Genomic DNA, 25,793 nt, shown 5'->3' with positions numbered 1-25,793 from the left:
TAAGATTAATTATCATCTGACTTAAGAATAGCAAGAAATGCACCTTGTGGTATCTCAATATTTCCTATCATCTTAAGTCGCTTCTTCCCCTCCTTTTGCTTTTCTAAAAGCTTTCTTTTTCGAGTAATATCACCTCCATAACATTTAGCAGTAACATCTTTCCTAACAGGTGAAATTGTTTCACGCGCAATAATGTTTGAACCAATAGCTCCTTGAATTGCTATTTTAAATTGTTGTCTTGCAATCTCATCTTTTAATTTTTTACAAATACTTAAAGCCTTTGTTCTAGCACCATCCTTAAAGATTAACTGAGACAATGCATCAACTCTATCCCCATTAACTAAAATATCCAACTTAACTAAATCTGTTTCCTCATATCCTAATAGTACATAGTCAAAAGAAGCATATCCACGACTTACAGATTTAATCTTATCGTAGAAATCAAAAAGTATCTCAGCAAGTGGCATCTTATAAATAACTTCAACACGTTTTGTATCAAGATAAATCAAATTTTCTTGCACACCTCTTTTAAGTAAACAAACACTCATAACATTTCCCAAAAATTCAGTAGGAACAATAATATTTGCTCTAATATAAGGCTCAAGGGCAACTTCAATGTTTTCATTTCCAGGAAATTGTTCAGGACTCTCAATGAAATAGGAATTCCCTTTTTTGGGAATAATTTTATAACGCACCGATGGCGATGTTAATATCACATTAAGATCAAATTCACGTTCAATTCTTTCCTGAATTACCTCTAAATGTAAAAGTCCCAAAAATCCACATTTAAATCCATGCCCAAGAGCAACTGAGGCATCTTTTTCAAAAGTAAGTGACGCATCATTTAATTTAAGTCTATCCATTGCCTTTAAAAGATCATCATACTGATTAGCATCAACTGGATAAATAGAAGAAAACACAACAGGTTTAACTTCTTTAAACCCTTCAAGAGGTGCACTTGCTGGATTATCAACAAGAGTGATAGTGTCTCCTATCTTAACATCTGATATATTTTTTATTCCCGCAATAAAATAACCAACATCACCCGCTTCCAAAATATCTTTTCTTTCAAGAATTATTCTAAAAATTCCAATCTCTTCTACCAAATATTCCCTATCTGCATACATCAGTTTAATCTTGTCACCAGTTTTAATTTGTCCTTCAAAAATTCTAAAATGCACAATAACACCACGATAAGAATCATAATGTGAATCAAAAATTAAAGCCTTTAATGGAGTCTTAACACTCCCTTTGGGAGAGGGAACATATTTACAAATAGCCTCAAGCAACTCATCAATTCCTATTCCATTCTTAGCCGATATGGGAACAGCAATATTTGAATCTAATCCTAAATCATGCTCTATTTGCTCTTTTACAAAATCAATATTAGCACTTGGTAGATCTATTTTGTTAATAACAGGAATAATTTCAAGATTATGTTCAAATGCCATATAAAAGTTTGAAACAGTTTGAGCCTCTATTCCCTGACTCGCATCAACAAGCAAAAGGGCTCCCTCACAAGATGAAATTGCTCTTGAAACTTCATAAGAAAAATCAACATGCCCTGGAGTATCTACAAAATTAAGTTCATAAGTATTGCCATCACTACACTTATAATCAATAGTAACTGCTTGACTCTTAATTGTAATACCCCGTTCTCTTTCAATATCCATACTATCAAGAATTTGACTTTTAAATTCACGATCTGAGACTATCTTGGCTTTTTGTATAAATCTATCTGCTAAAGTTGATTTACCATGATCAATATGTGCAATAATACAAAAATTTTTTTTATAAGAACTAATTTTAAAACCTCCCCTAAATTAAAATAAAATATTTAGGAATATTATACTAATATACATTTTTATTAAGCAAAAAATTCCTGATATGAATTTTTGATTTTAAAACATAAGGCGAAAATTTAGGAGCAAGATCAACAATCAACTTCCAAGTATCTATAGATCTTAACGTGTGTTTATGATCATCATAACCATAAGTAGCATAAGCAATGGTATACACTATTTCCCAAAAATCTGTAGACTCAAAACTAGTCTTAACATCAGTATATTCATTTATTTTTTGAACAAAAGACCTTAAATTTTTAAACTCATAAAGCGGTTCATAATAACTAACGCAGTCATACATTTTAGTCAAAATACCAATCGCAGCTACAAGTCCATGGGTAATTGCAAGTTCATAAGCACCAATCTTTAAATATACTTTTGATAATGCCTGATGGGTATCGATAATACTATATCTATTAAATCTATAAAGATTAAAAGTAAAATCTAAACCAGAAGTCCCCCTTACCTGTTTTAAATAAGAATGTAAATAAAACGACATATCAAATTTATTACCTGTAGTATTTTCATATTTTTGAACGAGATAGTGATAATTATAATAATCATCACTACTTGAGAATTTACTTAAAATTTCATTCAAGTAATCAATCATATCAACATAATTACCTTCAACCTCAGCAATCTTTGCCAAAGAAAAAAGTATATTTTTTTCAAAAGATTTATCTAATAAATAATCTTTATCTTCCAAAGCCTTTTGAAGATGTAATTTTTCAAACACAACATTACCAATCATGCTATAAGCAATGGATAAATAATAATTAGCTTCTGGATATACTCCTTTTCTAAGCAAAGCTTCCTGCAAATAATTAATTGCACTAGTAAGATTAGATTTAACAAATCCTTCCTTAGAATAAATAAATTGTCGTCCCTTTTCAAGTAAAATCCAATACGGAAATTCTTTCACACCTGATGAATTTAAATTGAAGATAAAACTGAAAACAAAAAGGAGCAAAAAAGGTTTTAGCATATCTATAAATATATTAAATTTTCTCACAAATTGCGAGAAAATTTAATGCCTAATTCTTCAAATTTAAACAAATTTAAATATCATCAAGAATACCATCACAAAAAGAGCAACAGATTCTATGAGACCTAAAACCAAAAGATTTGTCGCAAATCCCTTGCCAGTTTCAACAAAAGCATCACAAGCTCCTGCTGCCGTTTTACCCTGTGCAAAAGCAGAAATAGAAATTGCAAGACCACCACCAAAACCAGCTCCAAACAATAACCAAGGATCTGCCTGTGTCATTATCTCTGCTAAAGTATTCATCAATATATAACCATATATTATTTGTGTCAAAGGTGCTGATACAAAAACAATTAATAAGAAAGGAGCTGGCTTACCTTGCATATAACATTTCTTCCATGCCCCAATAGCAGCACTTCCGGCAGCTCCCATACCCAAAGCTGAACCTATTGCAGCTATTGCTAAAGCCAAATTAACTCCTATTAAACCTATATTCATAATTCTCTCCTTAACTAATCTTTAATTTTTTTAAAAGGCCTATAAGAATACCCATTCCATTCTTGCCCCAAATGGTTTGAAAATTCAAGCATATTAAGTCTTACCCCATGAACAACAACAGATAACAAAGATAACGTTATATTCAAAATATGTCCAAAAAGTATCAAAATAATGCCACTTATTATAAGACCAATATTAGATGATTTTAATAAAGCTGCTGCCATACTATTAAAACTATCAGAAATTGCAAGTCCTGCAAGTCCAACAGCAAAAAGTCTAATATAAGATATTATATCTGCAAATCCTGAAACAGTAGCTAAAAACTGTTCTATTATTCCCCCGAAGCTCTTTAATACGCACATAAAGAAGTTTGAACCATCTTGTTTCTCAAAAATAAAGACAAGTATAACTCCACAACATATCATATTAAGAACAATGCTATGCATAGGAAACCTATCTTTGCCAAGTATTAAATTGAGAACAAGATAATAAAGCCCAGGCATTATAACAAGCCAACCAATTTGAGCAATTGAATGTATATATGGTTTTTCCTTCACTTTTTGAATAAAATTCCACATATGAGCTAATGATATTTGTAAAACACCTATTGTAAAACATATAAACATAATATTTTGCATACCATTCGTACCCGTCAAATACCCAAGCTTGAAAGACTTTAAAATAGGGAATAGCTCAAGAATAAAAGGATTACTACCAAACCAAGTACCAGTCATCGAACCATATATTATTGCTGATGTACTTAGATAAAATATTAAAGCATGAATAGATGTTAAAGGCTTACCTTTTATAAAATTCCTTAAACTAAGAAAAATGCCTACTAGTAAAAATAGTATTCCATAAGCCGCATCACCAATTATCATTCCAAAAAACATAAAGAAAAATAACATAAAAACACAACTAACATCTCTCTCTTTATAGCCAGGAATTGTATCTAAAACATCAAAAATAGGCTTAGCAAGCTTAGCAATTCCCTTTCTCTTTATATAAGTGGGAACAACATCATCATCTGGCTCTGCAAATTGTACCACAAATTTACCCTTAAGATTTTTAAGATCCTCCCGCTTATCTTCTGGAACGAATCCTGTAATATATACAAAATTATCACACGCTACATCCATGTCAGCCATAACTTGCTCAAACTCAACAATTTGATCATACTCTTTTATTTCATCTCTTAAAACATCCCTATATTTATTTAAAATCGATAATTGAGTTAACTTTTGATCTAAAATTTCATTAACAAATCTTAACTTATTCTCAATAAAATCAAGGTCAAACTCAAACTCATATTCCTCAGCTGTATCTATTGTTTGTCTAGAATAATTAATAGCTACAAAATAGGCCATACCTTTATAATTATTAATAAGAGCAACTTTAATTTCAGAGCATGCCAACAATTTTTTATATTCACCAATTCCAGACTTAAAAAATTGCACGTAAATATTACTTTCTCTCAATTTATTAACTAGTTCAAGAGAAAAATATCCCCAAAAGGATATAATATCTCTCTTATGAAGTAATAACCGCTGCATGTCCCTTAAATCTTTAATTTCAGAACCTAAACTAATTATGCTCTTTGCAACATCTAAAAAATTCTCATTTGAAGAGCTTAAAAGTTTTACTTCAGAATCATCCTCAAGTAAAGATAAAGCCTGAACAAAAATTCCCCTTTCCTCAATAACTTTTTCTAAAGATTCTGAAACTCTATTGCAAAAATTAATATGAACAACTCCCAATTCTCTTAAAATTTCGAGTGACTCTCTTTTATATTTCAATAAAGTCAAAATCAAAACTTTGCTCATTTTTACAATCATAAACACATCCCTATCTATTTTTAATCAAGCTAGCTTTAGCCATTTTACCTCTTACAACAGCTGCTGTTTGCTGATCACCAAGATAAATATTAATCTTTTTTATACTAATTTTTGCAGCAGGTATCATAACTTTTTCAAATAAATTTACCCTTTGAGAAGTAGTATTAAGTTCCAATCCCAATAACCTAATCTGCTCATCTAAAACCTCAAGTTTTGCATTTATCTGAATCACACTCTTAATAATCTCTATTCCACTATCTACCCAATAAGGAGTCAATAAAAGGTCATGCTTAATATCCTCAAATTCAACAAAGTCAAATACAGGAATATTGATACCTGCAATATTCGTAAAACTTCTTACTACCCTTTTAATTTGAATCCAATCTTGGAAAGTAAATTTTTCACCAAATAAAGAAATCCAAGATTTAATATCCCTCTTAAGCCTATCTTGTTCAAGCTTGCAAGCTTTTTTAAGAGCCTCAACTTTTCTAATTTCTAAATAAAGTTGTCGTTTCTTAAGCTGAAGAGTAGGCAAATACCTACTAAACATTTTAAGGCTATCTTTTTGTTTTTTAAGCTCATTCTTAGTTAACTTAACTTTAGGCATTATTCATCCTTTTTTTGAGGCCAATATTTCTCTAAAAGTTCTGTTCTAATTCCAGTTTCTTTAGGTTCAAAACAACTAAAGAGAATTTCCCACCCCAAATCTAAGGCCTCTTCTAAAGGAATATTAACAGATAAATCCATCAACTTACTTTCAAACATACCACTGTACTTAATAAGCTTCTCATCCCATTCTGTCATATTAAATCCCATAGCTTTTTTCTCTAAAGATTCCTTTGAAGATGCATAAAGCTTAATCATTGAATCCATAATCGTTCTATGATCATCTCTTGTTTTTCCGTTAACCATTTGCTTAAGTCTTGAAAGAGAACCAAAAGGTTCGATTCTACCTCCCTTTAAATAATATTGCCCTTCAGTAATATAACCCGTATTATCAGGAACTGGATGAGTAATATCATCTCCAGGCATTGTAGTAACTGCAAGTATAGTAATTGAACCTGCCCCTTCAAAATCAATAGCTTTCTCATATCTAGACGCAAGCTGAGAATACAAATCACCAGGATAACCTCTATTAGATGGAACTTGCTCCATAGTAATAGCAATTTCCTTCATAGCATCTGCAAAATTAGTCATATCAGTCAAAAGTACCAAAACCTTTTTCCCTTGCAAAGCAAATTTCTCGGCAACAGCAAGAGAAATATCAGGCACTGTTAAAGACTCAACAACAGGATCATTAGCTGTATTTACAAAAAAGATTGTTCTACTTAAAGCACCACCCTTTTCAAGAGAATCTTTAAACGTCAAATAATCATCATTCTTAAGTCCCATTCCCCCAAGAATAATCAAATCAACTTCCGCCTGAAGAGCTATTCTTACAAGAAGTTCATTATAAGGTTCACCAGATACAGAAAATATTGGTAATTTTTGAGACTCAACAAGAGTATTAAAAATATCTATCATTGGAATTCCTGTTCTAATCATGTTTCTTGGAACAATACGCTTTGCAGGATTAGCTGACGGCCCGCCAATTTCAATCAAATCATCATCAAGACGAGGCCCTCCATCTTTTGGATTACCAGCTCCATCAAAGATTCTACCAAGCAAATTCTCAGAAAATGTCACTTGCATTGGATGACCTAAAAACTTAACTTCATCTGCAGTTGAAATACCTATAGTCCCGTTATAAACCTGAAGGGAAACTTTATCTCTATCCAACTTAATAACCTCTGCTAAAGAACTTGCATCTTTTGACCTTACAATGGCAAGTTCTCCATATTTAACATTTTGTGCCATCACAGTTATTACATTCCCAACAATAGATTCTATCTTGCTATATACTCTCTTCATTTATGCACCTCGAAAATCCAACTTCTTAGAACGTACTAAATCCTTTAAAGTATTTTCTAACTTATTAAACTTTTCTTCTTTAAAGGGAGTAAGATTCATATCCAAAATATTTTGCCTTAGTTCATTTACAAAACTTCTTGCTTCCAATTTATTCTCAAATTTAAAATCCGATTGCAAAATATCGTAAAGTATATCAAACATATAATTTTGACGCTCAGGACTTACAGCAGTATCAACACTATCAAACGAATTTTGTTGTAAATAACATGCATCCAAAAGCTCAGACTTCAAATAAACTAAAAAATCACCAATACTTATACCTTCCTCACCAACAACTCTCATCATCTGATTTATCTCATTACCTTTTGCCAAAAAAGACCTCGCATATTCTGTCTTTTCAGATTCAATAACCCCTCTATACTTACTCCAAGACTCAAAAGGATTAATGGCTGGAAATTTTCTAGCATCTGACCTCTCTCTTGTAAGACCATGAAAAGCTCCTACAACCTTTAAAGTTGCTTGAGTTACTGGTTCTTCAAAATTACCTCCAGCAGGACTTACAGAACCGCCCACAGTTACAGAACCAACATTACCATCATTTAAAACAACAATACCTGCCCTTTCATAAAACGATGCAATAACAGATTCAAGATAAGCAGGAAATGCCTCTTCACCTGGTATTTCCTCAAGACGCCCTGACATCTCTCTCATAGCCTGAGCCCATCTTGAAGTTGAATCTGCCAGTAAAAGTATATCAAGACCCATTTGCCTATAATATTCACCAATAGTAATAGCTGTATACACTGATGCTTCGCGAGCAGCAACTGGCATAGAAGAGGTATTACAAATAATACATGTTCTCTCCATTAATGATTTACCTGTCCTTGGATCTATAAGCTCAGGAAATTCTTTAAGGGTTTCTACTACTTCACCTGCCCGCTCACCACAAGCAGCAATAATTACAACATCAACATTAGCATTACGACTTGTAACTTGTTGAAGAACTGTTTTTCCAGCACCAAAAGGTCCAGGAATACAAAATGTACCACCCTTTGCAACAGGGAAGAACGTATCTATTATTCTTGTTTGAGTTACCATAGGCTCACTAGGAATAAGTCTCTCTTTATAACTGGTAATTGGAACTTTAACAGGCCAATGAAATGACATAGTGATGATATGCCTACCCCCAGCATCATTTTCAATAACAGCAATTTTATCATCTACAGTATAATTGCCATCACTAACGATCTCCACAATTTTGTAAGAATCTTTTCTATAAAATGGAATCATAATTTTGTGCTTAATTGTACCTTCAATAACAAATCCAAGATAATTTCCTGCAACAACAATATCTCCAACCTTCGCAGTTGCATTAAAACTCCATTTTTTACTCCTATCAAGTGCACTTAAGTACAAGCCTCTCTCCAAAAAAAAACCACATTGAGCAGCAAGTTCTGACAATGGATTTTGAAGACCATCATACACCTGACTTAAAAGACCAGGACCAAGTTCAACGGTTAAAAGCTTATCCGTAAACTCTATATCATCTCCAACGGCAATTCCCTTAGTCATTTCAAACACTTGAGCATCAACTTCTCCATCTCTAATACGAATTATCTCAGCTTTTAAACTGCGTCCACCGGTTTTAATAAAAACAATCTCATTCATGGAAACTGTACCAACTATCTCAATAGTAACCAAATTTCCAATAACTCCCACTACTTTTCCTCTAGCTTCCATTCAAATTTCCTTTAAAAATTTTTACTCATTTGCATACTTAATTTTTGACAAATATCATCAAAATTCTTCTCGCCTATCTCTTCTATAAAGAGACTTCTTCTTGAAACTAACATTAACTTTAACAAATAAATTACCAATTTTTCAAAGTTAAAATCATTTCCCACTTCAAGTTCTGTCAAAAACTGCCATTTTAACATATCAAGTCCTAATTCTACCTCAAAAGGATTTTTCTTAAGACAAAGAGGTTTTAAAATTCCTAAATAATAACTAGAAAAATAAGAAGATTCTAAATACACATCCTTTGAAAATCCCAAATTCTCAGCTCTAATAGTTGCCAAAGTATATCTTATCATTTCTTCAAATTCAAGAAATTGATCAATTACCTTCAAATTCCCCCTATCGAATCTAGATTCTGACAAATCCTTTAGACAAAGAAAATCTTCCCTGCTTAAAGCAATCTCAATATTATCAAAAAAACCTGATATACTTCCCCCTCCCTTACCAACTTTTAAATCAAGATAAGGTAATGACGACATAACATAGTAATATGGACTTAACATACTACATCTCCTAAATCAACTTTATAACTTCTTTAAACCTTGGATTTAAACATTCAAAAAGAATATCAGCAACAGTTTCTGATGTAAAATCATAATACAAATTTCCATCTCTTTGTTGGATTTTAAAACCTTTACTTATGCCTTTAAAAGGTTTAATCTCAATTGCATCATCAAGCCTATTTCCTATCTTTGCTCTTAAAACAGATAATAAATTAGAAAAATCAGATTCATTAATCATTATATCTATCTTATCGTTCTTACTCCAAATATCTACAACCTTAATAATAAGGTCCTTCAAAAAATTATCATCATACACTCTAGAAATAGAATCCTTTAAAGCAGTCTTAAAAAGAGATTTAATATTTTCTTCAGTACCAATAATCAAATCCCTAACTGCTTGACGAGATGCCTCAAGAGAACGTCTTTTATACTCATTAGCTTCCGCTTCAGCTTGTATTTTTAAGTCATTAGCTTCCGCTTCAGCTTTTAAAACAATAGCCTTAGCATCCTTCTTTGCATTAAAAATAATCTCATTTGCTAATTTTTCAGCTTCCTCAAGTCCATCTTTTTTAATTTTATTTATCAGATCTTTAACTTCAAACTGCACTAGAACTCCTTAATATACAAAAAAAATAACTCAAAATACTTAATAAACAAATCTTTCAATAAAAAGTATAACAATAAATTTTTAATTATTAAAAGCCAAATTATTGAAAATCATACACCACTAAAAAAATCTCCTATAATTTTATAAACATTAATATCATGAACTATAGAAAGTTTTTTTCCTGGAAACCTTTCTTTAAGCTTTTCACCAAAAACCTTAATACCCCTTTCTATAACCATGTTACTAAATTCTACATCGACTATATCAAGAGTTATTATCTCAATAATAACTAAATATCCTCTTCCAAACTTAGAACCATATCCAAGGGTAAAAGAAGTAGTAACACGAAAAAGTCCATCTAAAAGTCCATTAGCTGACTTCCCTCTAGAGAGCCTACTTGGATGCACTTTATAAGAATTACCAAATTCATCTTCAAGAACACAATCAACATCAAGACAAATCTTAAACAATGCATTCTCAAATTCCTCAAATCTTGATATACCCATTTAAAATTCTACTATTGTTTTTCCAACTCCTCCATCACTTGGATGAGCAAAATAATATTTTTTAACAAATTTTACATCTCTTAAAAATGCATGTATTCCTTCCATAAGAAGACCTTCTCCTTTGCCATGAATAATCTCAAATTTACAAACATTCCTTAGTAACATATTATCTATTTTCCTATTTAAAAAATCTATAGCCTCAACCACTCTCATCCCCCTAATATCAACAGTTAAACTCAATTCATCATCTTGCATTTCAAAAGAAAAACTAAAATTTTTATCACTATCATTTTTAGACTCCTTATTATCCAATATTTTCTCTAAATTCAAAGATGAAACCGTAATATTAAAAACACCAGTATTTACAATAAACCCTTTTTTAGTAACACCTATTATTTCCCCTGAAGCATTTGACCCAGAAACTCGAACCTTATCACCCACCCTAAATTCAATTTTAGTGGCAATCTCTTGATTAAGCAATCTAACTCTAGCAGTTTTGGTAATTATATTATCTGTAATATTAGATATAAATTCCTTATTTTTAGTAGTACAAACATTGCCCTCTTTTATCTCTCTAACTAAATTTTCTAAAATTTTCCTTGAATTTTTTAAAAATTCTTTATGTTCATTTATCAATCTCTCTTCCAAATCTCTTTCTTTCAAGATAATATTATTCCGAATATTATTAATCTCAACTTCCTTAAGTTCAATAAGTTTAAGTTTACCTTTTAATTCCTCTTCAAGTAAATGAATTTCCTGCTCCTTTTTTGTAAGTCTTTCCAATATTTCATTAACTTCCGTCTTATTAGATGAATGAATCTCTTTCGCTCTAAGTACTATATTAGAATCAATAGAAGACTTACTTGCAACACTAAAAGCAAAGCTTTCACCTGGAACAGAAAATATTAAATTATAATTAGGTTCCATTTTGTCTAAATCCATCTGCATAGAAGCATTAACAACGAATTCATGAGTGTAGGCAAAATATTTAAGAGCATTGTAATGAGTCGAGATAATAACGTAAGAATTAAGGTTAATTAAATGCTCAAGAACAGCTACAGCTAATGCTTGTCCTTGTTCAATATCAGTACCCGAACAAAATTCATCAAATATTAACAGGCTATCTCTTGTTGCATACTTTAAAATATAAGCAATATTATTCATATGACTTGAAAAAGTTGAGAGTGAATTTGCAATTGATTGATCATCTCCAATATCAACTAAAATATTATCAAAAATCTTAAAAGTACTAGACTCATCAACTGGAACAGGAATTCCAAATTGGAACATAGCGCTCAAGAGAGCAACAGTTTTCAAAGTTGCCGTCTTACCACCAGCATTAGGACCTGTAATAACTACAATTTTATTGTTTAAAGGACAAAAATTTATAAATTTTGCATGCTGTATCAAAGGATGACGGGCATTGATAATATTAATATTACTATCAAATTTAGGAAACACTCCTTGATTTTTTATTCCATAAATTGCTCTGGCCTTTAGAGAATCATAATATAAAAATTTACTATAAAGAGCTTTTAAAAGAACAATATGTTTGCGAATCTCATCTGAGAGTTCTTGCAGAATTTTTAAAACTATACGCGTTTTTTTTAAACTTAAAAACCCTAATTTATTGTTATAATTCACTATATCATTTGGTTCAATATAAAATGTTTCACCAGATGATGAAATAGATATAATATTGCCCTTGATTTTATTTTTAAAATTAGATTTAAGTGCAATAGCATATTTGCCTGATTTATAATAAATAAGCGTAGAGGTTAAATATTGCGAATTTAAGCTTATTATCTGCTTGAGATGTTTTTCAATTTTTTTATCTAAATTTCTAATTTCAAAATCAATCTCATCATAATTTTTGACAACACCTCGCTTTATTTTAAGTTCATCAAGATCAATATACTTACATAAAATCTCTAATAAATGCTTTAAACTTGGATCTACAAATAATAATTCTTTTAAAATTTCAACTTCATTTTGAAGCTTAAATTCATTTCTCTCTAAAAAAAATATTATTCTTAAAACTTCCCTTAGAAAAAAAATAATATTCTTAATTTCCTCAATAGAAATTCTTGAGTTCTCTTTAAGAAGTAAAACAATAGAATCACTTATACTTTCAAGACAAGAATTTGGATATTCGTCATAAACTTCAATAAAATTTTTGATCAGTTTAACAAAAAAACATACCCGACTAACTTCTTCCTCGGTTTTCAATATTTGTTGATCACCTAGAAGGTTAACCGTATCTGAAACAGCTACATAAGAAGCAACTGAAGCTAATATTTGATAAAAATCAATTTTTTCCAAATATTTCTTTTGCATAATTCTTATATCTCTTAAGCTCATTTACAATCTTTAGATAACTATTGTATCTAACTTCTGAAATTCTAAATCCAATTTGATCCATTATAAAACAATTTGGCTCATTTGCATGCAAACAGGAATTAAATCTACAAAAATCATTCAAATCTTTAAATTCTCTAAAATAATCTCTAAGCTTAAGAGGTTCTAAACTTTCAATTCCAAATTCCTTTATTCCAGGAGTATCAATTACCACTCCATTATCAGAATGAAAAGCCATAGCATAAACTGTAGTATGTCTGCCTCGTGCATATTTATAAGATATTTCATTTATAGCCTGCGCTGCATTTAAATCCACCTCATTTATAAGTGAAGATTTTCCAACTCCAGACTGCCCGACAAAAGAAGCCCTTGAATTTTTAATAATTTCCTTTATTTCTTCAATTCCCTGCAAAGTGATAGCAGAAGTTTTAATAACCCTATAACCTAAATTTTCATAAATTTTAATAAAAGTATCAACTTTAATGCTCATACCCTTATCAACCTTATTTATCAAAATAATAGGAGTAATTCCTTGTTCTTCAGCAACTACTAATGCTCTATCAATAAATGAATTTTTAATCTCAGGAAGATTAGCAGAACTAACAATTAAAATATTATCTATATTTGAAACAATAATTTGCCTAAGAGCAGCCTTTTTATTATAACGCCAAAGAACACTTTTTCGTTTAAGTCTCTCTTTAATATATACCTTACCCTCATCATAAATATCTCCACAAACAAAATCACCAGGAACTAAGGGGCTATATTCTTTATCCTGGGTATTTAAAACTTTCCCCTTAATAACTCCTTCATAAATTTCATTGGTATTAACATTAACAATAGAATAAATATTGTTCACACCCCAGAGAACCTCAAATCTAAGATCGCTCAATTGATTATTCCTTTAAAATGCAAACCATATTTTTTACAAAAATTCTTATAGAAATACAAATTTTCATCTTGTGTTAAATAAAAATAACGTGTGAAACAATCATCATGACTTTCAATGATCTTTAATTCTTTAACAAGCTCATTAGTCACAAGTTCACGATTCTCATAAACAGGAATTCCTAAAAAATTTTCAATCATGTCTTTAATGTGCAAATAATGTGTACATCCTAAAAAAACTATATCCCGCCTACTAGCTTTAACCTCTAATTTTAAGAAATTTAAATATTTAAGGGCATCTTCCTTAAATCTATCTCCATATTCTACAAAATTCACAAGCTCACTTGCGGGTTTTAAAATTAAATCCCAATGACAATCTTTTTCTCTTTGAATAAATTTACTATTAATGGTAGCACGTGTTGCAATTAAAATAACCCTTTTATATGAAAGCTCTTCTACTAAACCAACTGAAGGCAAAGTATATATTACAGGAAAATTAAAATTTAATTTGTCATATACACTAATAGAAGCTGTATTACAAGCAATAACAATTGCAACAACATTATACATTTGTTCCAATTTCAAAATTAGTTCTAAAATCTCTTTTAAAAGAAAGTCTGAACTCTTCTCACCATAAGGAAAGTTCTTGTTATCTGCAATATAGACATAATTTCTCTTAACAAGCCTTCTGCTTATATACTCAAAATAAGAAAGTCCACCAACACCCGAATCAAAAATAACTATAACATTCTTTAAATTGCTCATAAGCCTTACTTAAATCTAAGTATAGAAATTAATTTATTCTCTTTCAATGACAATTGATAATATTTACAACCTAACAAACTTTTAAACTATCATAGTTTAAATTATAATTATCATTAATACCAAATTATAAAAGAGGAAAATATGCATAAGAGCATCAAAGAAATTTTAAATAATCCCATACTAGATAGCATAATCACAGTGAAAGGATGGATCCGCACAAAACGCAGTAATGGTAAGATCTCATTTGTGGAAATTAATGACGGCTCAAATATTAAAGGAATTCAAGCGATCATTGATGAAGAAGATCATCAATTTGAAAAAAAAGAATTTAAAAAGCTCACAACAGGTGCCAGTATATCATTAACCGGAATTTTAATCTTAAGTCCAGCAAAAGGACAAACCTATGAAATCAAAACAACAAATTTTAATATAATTGGAGAAGCGGATCAAGAAACATATCTTTTACAAAAGAAAAGGCACACCTTTGAATTTTTAAGAGAAATTCCTCATTTAAGAATTCGTACTAACACATTTGGGGCTGTAGCCAGAATTAGAAATCAAATTTCTTATAAAATTCATGAATATTTTCAAAAAAATGAATTTTTATACATACATACCCCAATTATTACATCAAATGACGGAGAAGGGGCCGGTGAAATATTTCGTGTATCTACCTTAGATTTTAATAACATAAAAAACGGAAAAGAAGTTGACTTTAAAAACGATTTTTTTGGTAAACAAGCATTCCTTACAGTAACTGGACAACTTCACGGTGAAGCTTATGCAATGGCTTTATCAAAAATATATACATTTGGACCGACATTTAGAGCAGAAAACTCTAACACAACACGCCATGCCTCAGAATTTTGGATGATTGAACCTGAAATGGCATTCTTTACACTTGAAGATAATATCAATTTAGCAGAAGATTTTCTTAAGTATATTTTAAAAGAGACTTTAAATAATTGTAATCAAGATATGGAATTTTTTGATAATTTCATTGAAAAAGGCCTAATCAAAAAAATTGAAGATGTAATAAATTCTAACTTTGAAGTTATTACATATACCCAAGCAATTAAAAAACTTGAAAATGCAACAAAAACATTTGAAATAAAACCTTACTGGGGAATGGATTTACAAACAGAACATGAAAGGTATTTAACAGAAGAAATCATCAAAAAACCTGCCATAGTTATTGATTATCCAAAAGAATTTAAAGCATTTTACATGAAAATGAATGAAGACGATAAAACTGTTAAAGGAATGGATATTTTAGTTCCACGCATTGGAGAAATAATTGGAGGTAGTGAAAGAGAAGATAATTTGGATAAGTTGAATAAAAGAATAAAAGAGCTAAATTTAGAAACAGAAACTCTTAATTGGTACTTAGATTTAAGGAGATTTGGATCAACTCCTCATTCTGGATTTGGACTTGGACTTGAAAGATTAATACAATATATAACAGGAATGGCCAATATTAGAGATGTCATCCCATTTCCAAGGACTCCTAAAACTCTTTATTTCTAATAAAAAGTTTTAGGGGGAAACAATTGCAAATAAAAATTTTATGTCAAATAACATTAATGTTATCAGCATTGATGTTATTTCCAAATATAGAAAAAGAAATCACAAGTAAAAAATCAAATTATCAATACAGTAGAGAAAAGCCTAAGATCAACAAATCCAATAAAATAAACTATCCACACAAAAAAGAAGATTATCATCATAACATTATAAGAAAAAAAGATCCAAATCTACAAATTGATAAAACTAATAAAAAGCAAGATGCACAAAAACCCATAAACAATATCGTAAAAATAAGAAAATCTAACAAAATATACTATCCTCAAAACAAAAACAACATACAAACATCCAAATCAAAGAAAAACATATGGTATAACATCAAAGTCTATTCAACTCATACAAAAGATATATTTAAAAAAATAAAAGCACTAAATAAAATAAATACACAAATAGAAAATAATTTTGCTTTAATTGGTCCAATCTCAGAAGATAATTTAGGAGAAATAACAAAGGCATTACAGATCATAGGGTATAATGAACTGGAATATATCAAAATCGAGCAAAACTAAAGTTTGCAAGACAAAAATTTTAAAATATCATTCAATTCATCATCTAAATTAAAAAAACTTAATTTATACTCATTTTCTGATAAGCCTATTAACTCATGATTACTGTAATGTATCCAAGTGTTTAGCTCATCTTCACTTGAATACTTATTAACATAATAATCAGGTTTATAATTCACATATCCACGTTCCTTATAATCATAAACAGCAATCTTAACATTTTGACTATCTATTCCTCTCTTTAAAACTTCTTCTCGCAAATGAATAATTGTACGACCAGTATCAAAAATATCATCAACAAATAAAACATTATCCCCTGCTCTTAAGTATTTTGGATCATAAGTCCATCCATCTATCATTATTTTTTTTTGCTTATTTGAAACATCATATGATCTTGCAACAACAGCAGCATAAAGAAGAGGTTTTTCTAGTTTAACAAATTTAAAGAATTCACTAATAATATTACCAAGATAAGCTCCTCCTCTTAAAGAGACATACATAATATCAGGAATAAATCCATTTTTATAAATTTTATAAGCAAGCTTAAGACCATTTATTCTTATCTCTTCATAAGAAACAAATTTTTTCATTAATATAACACCTCAAAACGCATAAAATTAAGATTTATCTAAATATTGACTATTTGCATTAAATTCAATATATTTGCTACTCTTGCAAGCGCCCAACATTACAAAAAAAATTCATATTACTCATATTTACTCATATTTAATTAAAAATAAAACTCATTGATATAAACAATACCTCTTTTCCTAAAACACTTAAATATAAATTCTTAGGTAGAATCACTTCCATTTAAATTTTAACCTCTTCACATAGACATTGCCTTATTAAAACTTGAAAAATTTTAAAATATAGGACAAAATTAACATCTTTAAGCTCTAAATAGGCTTAAAGATATCCATTCTTTAAGCCTAAACTAAAAATAAAGTTTATTACTAAAAAGATACTTTAAAAGTTTGACCATCTCTTAAAACAGTATAAGTATTTTTCCTATGTTCAACAGCATCATAAAAATCTCTTAAGCTTTTAATACTTTTTGAATTAACAACCATAATGATATCTCCTGTTGAAATTTTAGGATTTGTACCTAATGTTGGATCAACACTGTCTACCACAACTCCATTAGTCCAATTTCTTAAACCAAGTTGAGTCCTAACCTCCTTAGTTAAAGGATAAACAGTAAAACCTGGCATCAATTTTAGCTCTGAGATATATTCCTTCTCATTATTGATTTTTGGCTTAACATCAAGTTCTATTTCAATATTCTTTTTCTCTTTCCCTCTTAAAATTTCAACTTTAATTTTCTCTTTCGCATAAAAATCATTAATATACTGCTTAACATCGTAGAAAAAATTCATTGAAACATCATTGATCTTGCTAATTACATCACCTGCTTTAAGTCCTGCTCTAAAAGCAGATGTACCATCATAAACCCCCGCAATAATTGCTAATGATTCAAAATTATCCTCATAACCTAAGCTTTTAAGAAGTTCTGAGTCCTTACTTCTTAAACGATGCAAATCAACTCCCATCCAAGCCGATTCACTCTTCTTACCACTCATCAAAACATCGAAAATACTTTTAGCGTTATTAATAGGAACAGCAAAACCAAGTCCAAGATTACCCCCAGAAGGAGAAGCCGATATCCAAGTATTGATCCCAACAACTTCTCCCTTAATATTTACAAGAGGTCCCCCAGAATTACCACGATTAATAGCTGCATCTGTTTGAATAAATGAATTTCGTGCCTTCAAATTAGGATTAACCGAACGATGAAGACCACTTATAATACCTGCTGTAACTGAAAAACTAAAGTTATGGGGACTCCCAACAGCTATAACCCAATCCCCTATCTCAAGCATATCACTATCACCAAGTTCAGCTATTTCAATAGCTGCATCATTAGCCTCAAAACTAACGAGTGCAATATCTTTTTTATCATCCTTACCTACTAGTTTTGCTTTATAAGTTTTACTGTCATAAGTTCCAACTTCAAATTCAATCGCATTATCTACAACATGACTATTTGTAAGAACATAAAATAAATTTGTTTTCTTAGAATCTCTTCCAATAATTACTCCAGAACCACCCCATTGCGCCTTCTTTTCAAGATTAATACCTGGAACATCAAAAAAGAAGAATAAATGGAAAAGATCGCGTGTTTTAACTATTCCAGTAGCATAAATTTCCACAGTGGATGGTAAAATCTTTTTAGATACCTTTCTAAAAGAATCCTGAAGAGACTCGCCAGTATCACCTTTCTCCTGTGCAAAAACAATAGCATTTTTATCAGATCCTAAATAATGTATTCCAACAAAAAATCCAATAGTTAAAGCTAAAAAGCTTGCTAAAAATACGGAAATAAAATTTTTCTTCATTTTATACACCTCCATAATATAAAACCAAATCTTTTAAATAACACTTAATTAATATCTATCAAATCTTACTCAAAATCAAAGGCAAACCATCAACAACAGCAACAGTATGTTCAAAATGAGCAGAACAACTAAAATCAGATGTAAACACTGTCCAACCATCATTCTTAACAGAAACTTTATGGCCCCCTAAATTTACCATCGGCTCAATCGCTAAAACCATACCTTCTTGAATTCTAACATTTTTAAAAAAAGGCTCATAATAATTTGGCACATTTGGTTCTTCATGCAAAGCAAAACCAACCCCATGTCCTGTATAATCTCTAACAATTCCAAAACCAAATGGTTTAATATAATTTTCTATAGCTTTTGAGATATCTAAAACCCGATTACCAACCTTCATTTCATCAATTCCTCTATAAAGAGCAGCCTCTGTAACTTCTAATAATTTATTGACCCTAGAACTTACTTTACCCACCTTAAAAGTCTTAGCCATATCACTATAAAACCCATCTAAAATAACCCCACAATCAACACTAATAACATCGCCATCTTTAAGCTCTCTTGTTCCAGGAATTCCATGAATAACTTCTTCATTTATAGAAGCACAAATAGTTCCCTTAAATCCAGCATATCCCTTAAAAGCAGGTTTAGCCCCATTCTTAGAAATAAAATCACTAGCAATCAAATCAAGCGTTTTAGTGTTAATTCCAGGAACAATATTCCTTTCAATCTCTAAAAAAGTCTGGGCCAAAAGTCTTGCAGATTCCCTAATTTTCTCAATCTCTGTCCTAGACTTTAATCTTAATTTCAAATAATTAATTCCTCTCTTTAAGTATTTCTATCATATTCATATAAAGTTTACCTTCATTAGTTTCATAAAAAAAATTAGAAGTTAAAATAGCTTCTCGTCCCTTTTCAAATTCACCTAAATAAAGATAATTAATTCCACGCTTTAAATACACTTTTGCCATATCTTCACGTTCTCTTAAAGTAATTTTACTCTTATCATTAAGAGTGAAAGGCAAAAGAGAAACTGTCTTACTAAAATATTCTTCAGACTCTTTATAATTTTTTTGATACAATTTTAAAACCCCAAGATTATAATAAAAACCATATAAATATTTGCCCATTTGATTCTCAATCATCACTTTTTCCGCAACACCTAAATCTTTTTTAAGAAAAAAATAATAAAATTTATAGAAATAATACCAATCTTGAACTTCATCGACAGAATCATAAATCTTAAAAAATAAACCTAAATCTTTTAAATCAGAATAAAGAAGCAAATTCCAAGCCAAAAGCTGAGCAATATCAGTGCTATAATTTGATCTATAAAATAAACGCCATAAGAAAGACTTTTTAGCCTCATACTTTAAATTTGAATAATTCAACACAAAGTAAAGTTTAAAAAATAAAGGATTATCTACATACTTTTTTGCAATCTCATTTGCATTAAAATAATCATTGGCCTCAAAATAAATATTAGCCAAATAATAATTCACAATTTCATTTTCTTTAAAATTTTCATTAGCTTTGTTTAAATAAGCAATAGCACGCTTTAAATCATTCTCCTTCTTAGCAATACATGCTAGCCCAAGATATACCATCATACTATAATCAGGAAAATCGGTATAAAGTTTTAAATATTCAATCTTAGCATTATTAATATCACCCTTCTTCAAATAGGCGTCTGCTAGCAAAAACATCAAACTTGGGTCATTACTATTATTAAGCTTAAGATTTGCAATAGTAAAATCCAAATTATCAAGACCATAAGAAATATAGGCAAGTTCTTTAGAAAAATCCTTATCTTCCTTTATTTTCAAAAGTATTCTCTTAGCAGAATTTAAATCCTTTTTCTCTATATACAAAAGCATTGCATCAATTAAAAATGCATTATTTTGAAGATTTAAACCTATAGTCTCAAAAGCAAAGGCATCTCTTTCATGTTCTATTTTGATTAAAAAGCTTTTAATATCTTTTATATCATAGCCTAAAATTAAACTTTTAATAAAAGCCTCATCATACAAATGCTTATATTCCTTATATCCTAAAAGATACTGCTTTGCAATATCATAAGCCTCTAAAACAGCTCCCACCTTAAGTTTTGAATATACTTCAAGTGCCCTAAGCTTTAAATTTCCCGGCAAACTTTTAATACTTAAGTCCAAAATGTCCCTCATCAATAAATAATGTTTAATTTTCACAGAATAAAGCTTTGCCCTTTTAATAAGAGAAAGCCACTTATATTCAGTATCAGCATAATAAGAATAAAATCTTATTGCATTCTCAGCACTCTCCAAATTTTCACTTGAAAGATAACCATCAACTTCTACAAGAATCTTATTAAAATCTAGTTCGCCCTTTAACATATATAAAATGTATGGATTCAAGCTCAAACAAACAAAAATTGATATAAAAAGGACTAAAAATAAAATAAAGAATAACAACACCTTATTTGCTTTCAAATGAGCTCTCCATATTTTTCAACAAAGCATCGAGTATCCCATTAACAAATTTATAAGAATTTTTACTACCATACTTTTTGGCAATTAAAATAGCCTCATCTATTATAACTCTCTTGGGAACATCTAAATTTTGAAACTTAAGTGAATATACACTCATTCTCAATATGGCAAGATCAACCTTATCCATACGGTCTAAACGCCAATTAAGAGAAATATCACTAATCAATTTGTCAATAAATTCTAAATTATCATAAGTACCATTAACCAACACAGAATAAAATAATTTTAAATCCTCTCCTAATTCAAATCCATGATCTTCAAGATTAAAAATATCATAAATATTATCTTTTGCCTTACAATTAACATCAATACTGTAAATTTTTTGAAAAGCTAATACCCTAGCCTTGTGTCTCAAGTCCATAACCAATATTATAAATATCTTAATATTTATTTTAGACTAGAATCCAAAATTTGTATACTAGCAGACTTACTGAGTTTATCATAAATCTCTTGTTGTACTCTAGCAACAATTTGCTGCTGGTGAATATTAATCATATTATTTTTTATGGCATCCTTTACAGTCATATCAACATTAGGAGATATTTTATCTTGAAGACCTAAAAATCTCTGAGAATACATTTCAGTAACTTTAACTATATGAAAACCTTCTTTTGATGATATTGGCTGAGAAATGTCTCCTTTCTTAAGCATAAATACTTCTTTAATAAAATCTAATCCAAGAACATTTTGTGCATTCTGATCACCTCTTGCCAAGAATCCAAGATCACCATTTTTAACCTTAGAACTCTCATCATTTGAATATTTTTTTACGGCTTCCTCAAAGGTAACCTTTTTCGATTTTATCTGATTTACAATATCCTTTGCATTTGCAAGAACTTCCGATCTCTTTTTATCTTTTGAAGAAAAGAAAACATGACTAATCCTTGCTATATCAGGATTAACAAACTTAGTTTTATTAGCCTCATAATATTCAACTACTTCTTCTTCTCCTGGGATTTTTATTTCTGAAAATTTAGGCTGAGCCATCTTTAGAATTAGCTTTTGTGCAGAAAGAGACCTCTTCATTGAAGATAAAAGCTCATTCCAATTTGTACCCTGACTTTCTATCATTTGTTTAATTTGCTCATCTGTAAGATTTAAAAGTCCAAACTGAGCTCTAATTGTTTGCATAACTTCAACATCTTCAACCTTAATCCCTTGCTTTAAAGCCTCTTGACCAAAAAGGACATCGGCTATTAAAATCTGCAAAACTTGCTTCCTCTCAGCATTACTTAAATCTCTACCTTGTGTCTTTTTCAATGTATTTACCTTAGAATCAAATTCTGTCTTAGTAATAATTTCGTTATTATGTAAATTAATAATTACAACAGGAGTATTTTGAGCAAAAGTAGTTATCCCTACAACAAAAAACAACAGAAAACAAAAAACATTACCCATAAAAATCACCTTTATATCAATCCTTAAACTAAATCACTGCATAAAATTTTAACAAAACATTAAATTTAAATCTAGTTTAAAATAAGAATATCATTCACCTATATAAAAAGGCCGCTATACCCTGTCCACCTCCAATACAAAGAGAGGCAATTCCTTTTGATTTATTATTTATTTTAATAAGACGTGCAAGAGTTAACAAAATCCTAGCGCCACTAACTGAAAACGGATGCCCCAAGGCAATAGCCCCTCCATTAACATTGATAATACTATCTCTAACATCATATTTTTGACGTAAAGCTTTTAAAACACTTAAAGATTGTGCAGCAAAAGCTTCATTTGTTTCAATAAAATCAATTTCACTTGGAGTTAAGTTAAATGTCTCTATAATTTCTTCAATAGCAAGAAAAGCTCCAAATCCCATATGAAGAGGATTTAAGCCTACACTTTTAAAACCACCAACATAAGCTAAAGGTTGTAATCCCATTTTGCAAACAAAATCTTCACTTGCTAATATTAAAAAACAAGCCCCATCATCTAAACTAGAAGAATTGCCGGCAGTAACAGTACCTCCCTCCTTAAAGACGGGTTTTAAAGATGACAGTTTTTCCAAACTTAAACTATCACGTATCTCCTCATCACTACATATAACACTTTTAAGTCTTGTCTTTCTATCAAAAACTGATAAAGGATATATTTCATCATTAAAATATCCACTATCTCTTGCTGCTGTTGCCTTCATATGAGAATTATATGCAAACTGATCTTGCATTTCTCTTGTAATTTCATACATTTTAGCCAAATTTTCCGCTGTAAGTCCCATCACAGTACTACTTGGAGTATCAACTAAGGCATCTTTATATATTGAATCTTCTATTTTAAAGTCACCAAATTTCAAACCATCAAATCTAACACCTCTTGGCAAAAGATAAGGCGCATTACTTAAATCTTCTACACCACCAGCTAAAACAATTTCACTATTACCAAGAGCTATAGAATTAAACGCAAGTTCTAAAGATTTAAGTCCCGAGCCACAAACTTTGTTTACAGTAAAAGCAGGAGTAATTTCACATAAACCAGCCTTTAAAGCAATTTGTCTAGCAATATTTTGACCAAGCCCTGCAGAAATTACATTTCCAATAATAACCTCATCCACTTTATCAATATTATTTCTCCCAAGCAAAGCCTTAACAATATCTGAGGACAAATCAACAATACTCATTCCCTTTAAGGCACCCCCAAATTTAGTAATAGGGGATCTAAGTCCGTCAATAATTGCTATTTTTCTCATATACCCCTCCCCACAAAAAAACTAACCTTCAACTATATAATAACAAAATACAATTTAAAAAAATAGAATATAAAAGATATTATAAATGATTTGATAAAAATCATCATCAATATTAGTTATTAAATACACCAAAAACACAATGATATATTCGAACAAAAATGTTATATTAATTATGCATGTATTTAGCAAAACTTAACCTCAAAATGATAATTATAATGTTGGCAATTAATTCTTATGCTTATAACCATTTAACCAAATATCAAAATGATAAAATTGATAAATACCATTTTAACAATCTAAATGACGGCCTTGGATTTGCACTCTGTGATTTTTTTGATGATCTCAGAAGCGGTTCTTTAATATTTATTCACGAATCAAAATATAATTTCATGATAAATGCAGAAGCACACATGTTAACTTTTAGAGGAAATAAAGATTCTCCTACGCAATTAAGAACAAGAATTGATCTTTTAGAAATTGGATTTATGTACTATTTTCCATTTTCAATACAAACAAAAACACAATACTTTGGAAACATCGATATTGGTATTGGTATTAAAAATTTAATCTATGGAAACTGGGGTGGAGCTTTAATACAACAAGCAGTGCATTTTACCCTAAGACAATTTAGACCAATTCCTAAAAATTATGAAAATTACAATTACAGAGGTTTCTTAAGTACAGCAATCAATTATTCTTACATGAAATTTTTTAATCTTGAAAATTATATAGACTTATCTTATTTTGCAGACTATTTTTTCAAAACAAGCATTGCAATGGACTTTAGAAATAAATCTATAGGGATTGAAACTAAACTCTTTTATCAAACTCAAAGTAAAATAAATAATATAGAAACATATTCAAAAACACAAGAAGCAGAAACTGGAATTGGAGTTCAATACAGACTTCATTCTAAAAACTTTTTTACAATAAATAACCTTAATTTAAACAATTTTTCAAACAAGGAAAAATTTTTCAGTGTAGGAGGATTTGGCATAATTTTTACCGAAGAATACGACAATACCTCGGAATATAACTTATATCTCCTCAACCAAAATTTTTCTTTTGGATTTGACATTATGGTCCCATTCCAAACTAGAAATTTAATATATTACATAATAACACCCTCATTAAAATATTATTTTGCCATTGCAACAAATTATGATATTAATTTAGCTGAATTCAATAGCCGTACAAATAGATTTTCATCCGGATTGATCTATGAATTATTCACAAAAGATCGATTTATATTATACATATGTTCTGGAATATGCGTATCTTACAATCAAGATAAAAAAGATATAAAAGCCATTTACAGACCATTAAAAATAAAAGATACATTGCAAGCAGGACTTGAAATTGAACCTGGCATATCAATAGAAACACTTAAATACAATAAAGTAACATATAATGCAAAAATATTTACAAAAATTAATTATCACCCAATTGTTTATAACACAACAAATTATACTTTAGAGACACATAAAATAAATTTCAATTACCTTGGAATCGGTATAACAATAAACATCTAAATACGTCAAATTATATGAATGCAGCAAATAATATCTTGTCCAAAATCAAAGATGATAAAAA

The 25,793-nt window shown here is 29.8% G+C and carries 23 protein-coding genes; 3 read left to right on the top strand and 20 right to left on the bottom strand.

The genetic code is table 11. The features are described from left to right. Window positions 1-5: 5 nt before the first annotated feature. The 13 genes from lepA to murI all read right to left on the bottom strand — a co-directional run bounded on the left by lepA (window position 6) and on the right by murI (window position 14,497). Window positions 6-1,805, bottom strand: coding sequence for a translation elongation factor 4 (gene lepA, locus QMG63_RS04010; protein ID WP_281862120.1), 1,800 nt, complete (start codon window positions 1,803-1,805; stop codon window positions 6-8). A 46-nt stretch (window positions 1,806-1,851) separates the two neighbouring features. Next, the gene (locus QMG63_RS04005; RefSeq protein ID WP_281862118.1) at window positions 1,852-2,829 is read right to left on the bottom strand and encodes a tetratricopeptide repeat protein; all 978 of its coding nucleotides are present in this window, start codon (window positions 2,827-2,829) and stop codon (window positions 1,852-1,854) included. Between the two features lie 63 nt (window positions 2,830-2,892). Beyond that, complete coding sequence (locus QMG63_RS04000) at window positions 2,893-3,327, bottom strand: V-type ATP synthase subunit K (RefSeq protein ID WP_281861911.1); 435 nt, start codon at window positions 3,325-3,327, stop codon at window positions 2,893-2,895. A 14-nt stretch (window positions 3,328-3,341) separates the two neighbouring features. Continuing rightward, window positions 3,342-5,162, bottom strand: a complete 1,821-nt coding sequence (locus QMG63_RS03995) for a V-type ATP synthase subunit I (RefSeq protein WP_281861909.1) — start codon at window positions 5,160-5,162, stop codon at window positions 3,342-3,344. 10 nt (window positions 5,163-5,172) lie between these two features. Then, the gene (locus QMG63_RS03990; protein ID WP_281861907.1) at window positions 5,173-5,769 is read right to left on the bottom strand and encodes a V-type ATP synthase subunit D; all 597 of its coding nucleotides are present in this window, start codon (window positions 5,767-5,769) and stop codon (window positions 5,173-5,175) included. Beyond that, window positions 5,769-7,073, bottom strand: coding sequence for a V-type ATP synthase subunit B (locus QMG63_RS03985; RefSeq protein ID WP_281861905.1), 1,305 nt, complete (start codon window positions 7,071-7,073; stop codon window positions 5,769-5,771). The genes QMG63_RS03990 and QMG63_RS03985 overlap by 1 nt, the downstream gene beginning before the upstream one ends. After that, a complete protein-coding gene (locus QMG63_RS03980) occupies window positions 7,074-8,813 on the bottom strand; it encodes a V-type ATP synthase subunit A (RefSeq protein ID WP_281861904.1) in 1,740 nt (579 codons plus the stop codon). It abuts the gene before it with no gap. Between the two features lie 11 nt (window positions 8,814-8,824). Beyond that, on the bottom strand, window positions 8,825-9,373 hold the full coding sequence (locus QMG63_RS03975) for a DUF2764 family protein (protein ID WP_281861903.1): 549 nt from the start codon (window positions 9,371-9,373) through the stop codon (window positions 8,825-8,827). A gap of 10 nt (window positions 9,374-9,383) precedes the next feature. After that, on the bottom strand, window positions 9,384-9,980 hold the full coding sequence (locus QMG63_RS03970; RefSeq protein ID WP_281861901.1) for a V-type ATP synthase subunit E: 597 nt from the start codon (window positions 9,978-9,980) through the stop codon (window positions 9,384-9,386). 110 nt (window positions 9,981-10,090) lie between these two features. After that, window positions 10,091-10,486, bottom strand: a complete 396-nt coding sequence (locus QMG63_RS03965) for a hypothetical protein (RefSeq protein ID WP_281861899.1) — start codon at window positions 10,484-10,486, stop codon at window positions 10,091-10,093. Further along, entirely contained in the window at window positions 10,487-12,823 is a 2,337-nt protein-coding gene (locus tag QMG63_RS03960) for an endonuclease MutS2 (RefSeq protein WP_281862116.1), read from the bottom strand. After that, window positions 12,795-13,736 (bottom strand): ribosome small subunit-dependent GTPase A, encoded by a 942-nt coding sequence (gene rsgA / locus QMG63_RS03955; RefSeq protein WP_281861897.1) that lies wholly within the window; start codon window positions 13,734-13,736, stop codon window positions 12,795-12,797. Before rsgA ends, QMG63_RS03960 begins: the two co-directional genes overlap by 29 nt. Continuing rightward, on the bottom strand, window positions 13,733-14,497 hold the full coding sequence (murI, locus tag QMG63_RS03950; protein WP_281861895.1) for a glutamate racemase: 765 nt from the start codon (window positions 14,495-14,497) through the stop codon (window positions 13,733-13,735). Before murI ends, rsgA begins: the two co-directional genes overlap by 4 nt. 141 nt (window positions 14,498-14,638) lie before the next feature. Between murI and asnS the strand changes: the two genes are divergently transcribed. Together asnS and QMG63_RS03940 are read left to right on the top strand one after the other, a co-directional pair. Continuing rightward, entirely contained in the window at window positions 14,639-16,024 is a 1,386-nt protein-coding gene (gene asnS / locus QMG63_RS03945; protein WP_281861894.1) for an asparagine--tRNA ligase, read from the top strand. 23 nt (window positions 16,025-16,047) lie between these two features. Continuing rightward, window positions 16,048-16,590, top strand: a complete 543-nt coding sequence (locus tag QMG63_RS03940; protein ID WP_281861892.1) for a hypothetical protein — start codon at window positions 16,048-16,050, stop codon at window positions 16,588-16,590. Here the strand turns inward: QMG63_RS03940 and QMG63_RS03935 are convergent. From QMG63_RS03935 to QMG63_RS03905, 7 genes are all read right to left on the bottom strand, one after another. Next, window positions 16,587-17,177: a phosphoribosyltransferase gene (locus QMG63_RS03935; protein WP_281861891.1), complete on the bottom strand. Its 591-nt coding sequence runs from the start codon at window positions 17,175-17,177 to the stop codon at window positions 16,587-16,589. The two genes, QMG63_RS03940 and QMG63_RS03935, sit on opposite strands and share 4 nt — an antisense overlap. Before the next feature lie 366 nt (window positions 17,178-17,543). Beyond that, a complete protein-coding gene (locus QMG63_RS03930) occupies window positions 17,544-18,986 on the bottom strand; it encodes a trypsin-like peptidase domain-containing protein (RefSeq protein WP_281861890.1) in 1,443 nt (480 codons plus the stop codon). A gap of 58 nt (window positions 18,987-19,044) precedes the next feature. Beyond that, window positions 19,045-19,797 carry a type I methionyl aminopeptidase gene (gene map, locus QMG63_RS03925; protein WP_281861888.1) on the bottom strand — a complete coding sequence of 251 codons (753 nt, stop codon included), beginning with the start codon at window positions 19,795-19,797 and terminating at the stop codon, window positions 19,045-19,047. Between the two features lie 4 nt (window positions 19,798-19,801). After that, complete coding sequence (locus tag QMG63_RS03920) at window positions 19,802-21,454, bottom strand: tetratricopeptide repeat protein (RefSeq protein WP_281861886.1); 1,653 nt, start codon at window positions 21,452-21,454, stop codon at window positions 19,802-19,804. Then, a complete protein-coding gene (gene nusB / locus QMG63_RS03915) occupies window positions 21,441-21,875 on the bottom strand; it encodes a transcription antitermination factor NusB (RefSeq protein WP_281861885.1) in 435 nt (144 codons plus the stop codon). Before nusB ends, QMG63_RS03920 begins: the two co-directional genes overlap by 14 nt. Before the next feature lie 26 nt (window positions 21,876-21,901). Beyond that, entirely contained in the window at window positions 21,902-22,912 is a 1,011-nt protein-coding gene (locus QMG63_RS03910; RefSeq protein WP_281861883.1) for a peptidylprolyl isomerase, read from the bottom strand. 94 nt (window positions 22,913-23,006) lie between these two features. Continuing rightward, the gene (locus tag QMG63_RS03905; RefSeq protein WP_281861882.1) at window positions 23,007-24,200 is read right to left on the bottom strand and encodes a thiolase family protein; all 1,194 of its coding nucleotides are present in this window, start codon (window positions 24,198-24,200) and stop codon (window positions 23,007-23,009) included. 176 nt (window positions 24,201-24,376) lie between these two features. Here QMG63_RS03905 and QMG63_RS03900 point away from each other — a divergent pair, with 176 nt between their 5' ends. Beyond that, window positions 24,377-25,732 (top strand): hypothetical protein, encoded by a 1,356-nt coding sequence (locus QMG63_RS03900; RefSeq protein WP_281861881.1) that lies wholly within the window; start codon window positions 24,377-24,379, stop codon window positions 25,730-25,732. Window positions 25,733-25,793 lie beyond the last annotated feature (61 nt).

This window comes from Candidatus Borrelia fainii (assembly GCF_027925085.1).
GTDB lineage: Bacteria > Spirochaetota > Spirochaetia > Borreliales > Borreliaceae > Borrelia > Borrelia turicatae.
This window is presented reverse-complemented; position numbering and strand designations above follow the sequence as displayed.